A 6,977-nucleotide genomic window follows, 5' to 3' on the forward strand; every position below is an offset into this window, starting at 1 on the left:
TGTTTTATACTCAATCGGTGTCATGTTATTTAATGCCTCATGCGGTCTTTCGGTGTTATAAATGGTTAGCCATTCTTCGGTTACCTTTCTTGCTTGTTCTAGATTATTAAATAGATATAAATCGAGCACTTCAGTGCGATAGATACGATTAAATCGTTCAATATAGCCATTTTGATATGGGCATGGTTATATCATGTGATTTAGCCCAATTTATAAAGGTTTTTCCTGTAAATTCTGGCCCATTATCGACCCGTATTTTTAATGGATACCCATGATATTCGGCCAGTTTATCTAAGTAACGGGTAATCCTTCCTGCTGGTAAGCTTACTGCAATATCAATACCTAACGCCTCACGATTAAAGTCATCGATGACATTGAATGTCCTAAAGCGACGTTGATTACGACTACTGTCACTCATAAAATCCATTGACCAACATTCACCTTGTTTATTGGGGACTAATAACCTTTCTGGGCATCGTGGAGGAATGCGTTTTTTACGCTTTACCCTGAGATTAAGCTTTAATTCACAATACACCCGATATACCCGTTTATGATTCCATTGATAGCCGAGCTTTCTGATACGATTAAAACATTTAGGAAAGCCCCAGCATAAATGCCTATCTGTAATAGCATTCAACACCGAAACAATCACCGAATCATCCTACAACTTAGGTTGATAATAGTAAGTACAACGGCTTAAACCAACAATGGCACAACTCATTGCAATAGTAACCGAATGATTTTGTTGTAGTTGCTGTGCCCATGTTTTACGCGCCTTTGTGGGCACTAAAGCTTTTTTATGATTTCTTCCTGAAGCTGGAATTTTAAACTTAGCTCAGCAAACATCTGTTTAAGCTTACGATTTTCAGCCTCAAGCTCCTTTAAGCGTTTGATATCCGACGTTTCCATACCGCCATATTTTTCCCGCCATTTATAGAAAGTTGAATTACCCATGCCATATTTACGACAGAGTTCCTTGACAGGAATACCTGCTTCAGCTTCTTTTAAAATAGCGACGATTTGATGTTCAGTCATTTTTTTCATCATTAAATCCTCTTTTACTTTTATCATAGAGAATTTTCTACTTTTTTGCTGTACTATTTTAGGGGATAGTTACAGTAACACATATTCAAGTTGTTTTTCTAATTCAAAAAGCTCTAATTTTGGTTTAATAATATTTACTGTTTGATTTACGTCGGGCACTTCTTATAAGATCATTTTAGCTATAAATTGGAACAATCTCGTGTTTTCCTACATATTAATCGCGCATTAATTCATTGGATTAATGTACTAGCGTTGCTTACCAACATCATCCAAAGCCTCCATCATTGGGCTTAATAAATAACTTAATACTGTCCTTTGCCCTGTTATTATTTCCGCAGAAATAGACATTCCAGGCTCTAAATTAACAGGTTGGTCATCAATAATTAAGTGGTTTTTGTTTAATTCAATAACAGCCTTATACACAAGCCCTAAGTCTTTATCTTCAATAGCATCGGAAGAAATGTTTAACAATGTACCTTCAATCCAACCATAACGCGTAAAATCAAATGTATCAATTTTTACAGTAACCAATTGGTTTTTCCTTAAAAAACCAATATCTTGGTTTTTTACCAAAACTTCTGCAATCAGCTTTTCATTTTCAGGAACAATTTTCAATAGCTCTTGAGGAGCTTCAACCGCAGCACCAGCATCTCGATAAGCTAATGCTTCCACAATCCCTGCAATTGGTGCTTTTAACTCATATTGTGCAATAAGCGCTTCTAGCTGTTTTTGCTGTACGGATAATATATGATTTTGATTCAGTTTTTGTATTTTTTCTTGCTCAATTTCTTTAATTTTATCGGCAATATGAGAATTCATTTGTGTATCAATTTGAGAATAACTTGCTTGCATTTCTTTCATTTTTGCTTCTGCTGCACTCACAGTAAATTTTGCTTCTAAATATTTTTTCTTAACCTCAAGTAAACTATCTTTACTCGTCATCTTTTTTTTATACAACAAATCCAACGCCCGATGTTGCTCTTCATAAATTGGCAATAGATTTTCCGCCATCTCTTTTTGAGCTTGATAATTTTCTATCTGAGCCATTAAAATTTGTTGATTTAACTTATAAACCTCTTTTTCATTATAATCATCCTCTACTTCAGCTTTAAGTAGCATAGAAATCTGTTTAGCAAGTATTGGCGACTCTTTTTGTAACTCGGTAGAAAGTATCATCGGTGCAGGACGATTGAGGTAATGTTCATAAAGTAATGTCAATCTAGCAATATGAAAGCGATTAATCTGTTGTTGTAATATATTCTCTTCTAATTGTGCTACCAATGATTTGCTATTTAATTTAATTAAAGTCTGTCCCTTTTCAACATGTTCGCCTTCTTTAACCAATACGGCAATAATTTCAGCTGTGACTGAAGTATTAACGGGTCTTGATAGCTCATTGACAACTAATTTTCCTCGAGCCATGGCAACAATATCAACTTTACTTAATGAAGCCCAGAAGATGACAATAACAAATAAAATAATAATCACCCATAGTAGCAACCGGCCAAGGGGAGATGGTGGAGTCTCTTGAACCTCTAATACAGCAGGCAAAAACTCACGGTATTTTTGTTTCATCTGTTTCATCAATGGCCTCCACTCTGTAAATCATACAGTTTATGGTAGATCCCTTTTATTTCTAATAACATTTGGTGAGATCCTTGTTCAACAATTTCACCTTTTTCCATCACAATAATGCGATTGGCATGCCTAACCGTTGATAAACGGTGAGCAATAATAAAAACCGTTTTATCATGACAAATTTTTGCCATATTCTCTTGAATAATCTGCTCTGATTCATAATCAAGCGCGCTCGTTGCTTCATCAAAAATAAGCAGTTTAGGATTTGTTATCAATGCACGAGCAATACCGATTCGCTGCTTCTGTCCACCAGATAATTGTCCTCCATTTTCGCCGACTGGCGTGTCATATCCTAATGGGAATTCACTAATAAAATCATGAGCCCCAGCCATTATTGCAGCATTAACTACAGCTTCAAGAGAAGCATCAGGAATCGCCAATGCAATATTATCACGGATAGAGCCATTAAAAAGCTGCGTTTCTTGTAATACCACTCCGATTTGTTTACGTAGCCATTGGGGATCAGTTTGTGCAATATCAATGCCATCGATAAAAACTTGTCCTTCTATCGGAACATAAAGTCGCTGTAACAGCCGAGTTAATGTACTTTTACCCGATCCTGAGCGTCCAACAATACCGATAACTTCACCAATATTAACCGATAAATTCACTTGTCGAATCACAGGCGCTGCATCTGGCCTATAAGCAAAAGAAATATTAGCAAAACGGATATGACCCTTAATTTCCTTCAAAACACTACTATTTTCTTGTTGCCGCTCTGCAGGTACATTTAGTATATCACCCAATCGTTTTACTGAAATCGAAACCTGCTGAAAACTTTGCCATAACTGTACTAATCGCAATACGGGGGCTGTAGCTTGTCCAGAAAACATATTAAAGGCGACCAAACCACCAACGGTCAACTTGCCTTCTATCACTAAATTAGCGCCATACCATAAAATAACAACACTCGTTAATTTATTAACGAGTTGAGATATTTGACCTGCTACATTCCCTAAATTTTGCGTTTTAAAACAACTTGTCACAAAATAGGCAATTTGCTCATCCCAACGACGCGTCATATGATTTTCAACCGCCATAGCTTTAACTTGCTCAACGCCAGAGATACTTTCAACTAAAAATGCTTGATTTTTAGCCCCTTGTTGAAACTGCTCATCAAGACGCCTACGTAACACTGGGGTAATAAAAGTTGATAACAAAATGTAAGGAATCAATGAAACTAAAACAATTAATGTCAGGGGAATACTATAAAATGCCATAATTACAAAAAAAACAATCGCAAAAAGAATATCCAAACAAAGCGTCATTGCACTTCCAGTTAAGAACTCACGTACTGTTTTTAGTTCATAAACACGAGCAACGGTAATACCAACCTGACGAGACTTAAAATAGCTTAAAGGTAATGAAAGCAAATGTTTATATAGTAACGAGCTGAGCATAACATCAATACGTTGCGAAGTATGCGCCATTTGATAATTACGTAGTCCACCTAAAATCACATCAAAAATCACAACGGTTAACATTCCGATAGCTAATACATCTAATGTTGTTAAACTTTGATGAGCAAGCACTTTATCTACAACTACCTGAAAAAATAAAGGTGTAACCAGAGCCAAAATTTGGATAAAGAATGAAGCTAATAAAATTTCACCAATCAGTTTTTTATAACGCATAAAAGCTTGAAAAAACCATTGGATATTAAACTCTCTATTTATGGATTCCCATGTAATTCGTTTGGTAAATAAAAACGCACTGATTTTTTCTTGTAGCTGTGGAGCTATCACTTCTGGTTGTTTTTTATGGGGAGATTGTATCAGCCATTGCCCATCTTTTACGGCTAATAAAACGACATAGCCTTGCTGCTCTAAATAAACAATAATTGGAGTAGAAATTTTATTATTTAGATTTAGTTTATCAACATAGCGACATTTTAACCCTGTTTTTTTGACAGCCCTAACAAATTGGAGCGAGATATCATGTTCATCATCAAGATAGAACTGCTCTTGTAATGATTTAATATTGACCGCTACGCCATAAAATTCAGCGACAATCGTAAATCCTAACCATAAATCATTATACTTTTCTTTTTGCATCAATTTTTCCAAAATAATCACTTTTCCATGCAGACCAACGAAACAGATTTTTAAATTCAAAATAAAAGACAGCTATTATCAACTGTCTTTTGATGACTATGAAATCTAGAGATTACTAGGCTTTGATTGAATGATTAAAATGCGGCAATGGATTAGCCAACATTAACTCACATGTTACCGCATCACTATCATCATCTGATGCAACAAAAGCACTTACGCTCTGCGTTATCAATGTAAAGTTAGATATAGGTGCATTTGATGAAAATACTGGTAGTGGTATACCATCATTAATATGAGCATTAATATCAGCCGCTAACCACGATGAACCATCAGCAAATTGGAAAATATCAATTTGGGAAGATAATTTAGTATCCAGGTTAGTTGAAAACCAATTCTTAATCGTAATGGAATCAGTACCAAATGTTAATAAAAGATCTGTAGCCGATTTTTTAATATCAATCATTTTTGCTGAAATTCCATCACCAAAACGAATCGTATCAACATCCGATTTTATTCTATTTAAGAAACCGGTGTATCCTAACTCGCCTCGATTATCTATTGTATCGTGACCATCGCCCAGATTGAACAAATAGGTATCGTTTCCTGCTCCGCCTGATAAAAGGTCATTCCCTTTACCACCCGATAAGATATCATTGCCTTTACTTCCTAAAATGGTATCATTTCTATCTGTGCCAATCATATATAGATGGTTATTTAATACTTCATCCCACGTTAATTTTGTACCATCCGCAAAAATGAACTCTTCAATAACATTATTTGTATTAATGCTTGCTCTTGCTGACGTTGCATCAGAAAAGATATTCTTAAAGGTTATACTACTGTTGCCTCCAATTAATGTTGCAATTATATCAGTACCTTGGCGTGAAAATCTAATATCACTTGGCATAATTCCATCAACAAATTCTAACTTATCGTTACCACCTAATTCAGTTATCTGATCATGCCCACTATTACGCCCAAATCGATAAATATCATTGTAATTTGAACTTAACAATGTTTCATCTTTTACTGTGCCTGAGGTAATAATCGGACTATTATTATACCAATCTTTAATATTAAGTTGGGAGCCATCTGTAAATTCAAAGAAATCAACTCTTGCTGCTAATTGAGTATCACCTGTTGAAAACCAATTTTTTATCGTAATTGAATTTTGGCTATTTATAGATATAACTAAATCTTTGTTTCTTCTAGCACAGCTTAACATATCAGCGCTAATACCATCACCAAAACGGATAGTATCAACATCCGATTTTATTCTATTTAAGAAACCAGTGTATTCTAATTCACCTTGATTATCTATTGTATCGTGACCATCGCCCAGATTGAACAGATAAGTATCGTTTCCTGCTCCGCCTGATAAAAGGTCATTCCCTTTACCACCCGATAAGATATCATTACCTTTACTTCCTAAAATGATATCATCTTTATCTGTGCCAATCATATATAGATGGTTATTTAGTACCTCATCCCACGTTAATTTTGTACCATCCGCAAAAATGAACTCTTCAATAACGTTATTTGTATTAATGCCTGCTCTTGCTGACGTTGCATCAGAAAAGATATTCTTAAAGGTTATACTACTGTTGCCCCCAATTAATGTTGCAATTATATCAGTACCTTGGCGTGAAAATCTAATATCACTTGGCATAATTCCATCAACAAATTCTAACTTATCGTTACCACCTAATTCAGTTATCTGATCATGCCCACTATTACGCCCAAATCGATAAATATCATTGTAATTTGAACTTAACAATGTTTCATCTTTTACTGTGCCTGAGGTAATAATCGGACTATTATTATACCAATCTTTAATATTAAGTTGGGAGCCATCTGTAAATTCAAAGAAATCAACTCTTGCTGCTAATTGAGTATCACCTGTTGAAAACCAATTTTTTATCGTAATTGAATTTTGGCTATTTATAGATATAACTAAATCTTTGTTTCTTCTAGCACAGCTTAACATATCAGCGCTAATACCATCACCAAAACGGATAGTATCAACATCCGATTTTATTCTATTTAAGAAACCAGTGTATTCTAATTCACCTTGATTATCTATTGTATCGTGACCATCGCCCAGATTGAACAGATAAGTATCGTTTCCTGCTCCGCCTGATAAAAGGTCATTCCCTTTACCACCCGATAAGATATCATTACCTTTACTTCCTAAAATGATATCATCTTTATCTGTGCCAATCATATATAGATGGTTATTTA

The 6,977-nt window shown here is 34.9% G+C and carries 3 protein-coding genes and 1 pseudogene; all 4 read right to left on the reverse strand.

The window, feature by feature from the left end; genetic code table 11:
* Nucleotides 1-1,044: pseudogene (locus A9G30_RS12565) on the reverse strand (IS3 family transposase); the annotation flags it as partial.
* A gap of 246 nt (nucleotides 1,045-1,290) precedes the next feature.
* The gene (locus A9G30_RS12000) at nucleotides 1,291-2,628 is read right to left on the reverse strand and encodes an HlyD family type I secretion periplasmic adaptor subunit (protein WP_065589096.1); all 1,338 of its coding nucleotides are present in this window, start codon (nucleotides 2,626-2,628) and stop codon (nucleotides 1,291-1,293) included.
* On the reverse strand, nucleotides 2,628-4,736 hold the full coding sequence (locus A9G30_RS12005) for a type I secretion system permease/ATPase (RefSeq protein ID WP_065589097.1): 2,109 nt from the start codon (nucleotides 4,734-4,736) through the stop codon (nucleotides 2,628-2,630). Before A9G30_RS12005 ends, A9G30_RS12000 begins: the two co-directional genes overlap by 1 nt.
* 115 nt (nucleotides 4,737-4,851) lie before the next feature.
* Nucleotides 4,852-6,977 (reverse strand): calcium-binding protein (locus A9G30_RS12010; protein ID WP_304363937.1); only part of this gene is annotated, 2,126 nt, incomplete at its 5' end.

The sequence above is a fragment of the Gilliamella sp. Fer4-1 genome, from assembly GCF_001690515.1.
GTDB classification, from domain to species: domain Bacteria; phylum Pseudomonadota; class Gammaproteobacteria; order Enterobacterales; family Orbaceae; genus Gilliamella; species Gilliamella apicola_C.

Excerpts from the sequence above, each read along its gene's own strand:
- A9G30_RS12000 (WP_065589096.1), bottom strand. The coding sequence starts at position 2,628 with ATGAAACAGATGAAACAAAAATACCGTGAGTTTTTGCCTGCTGTATTA.
- A9G30_RS12005 (WP_065589097.1), bottom strand. The coding sequence starts at position 4,736 with ATGCAAAAAGAAAAGTATAATGATTTATGGTTAGGATTTACGATTGTC.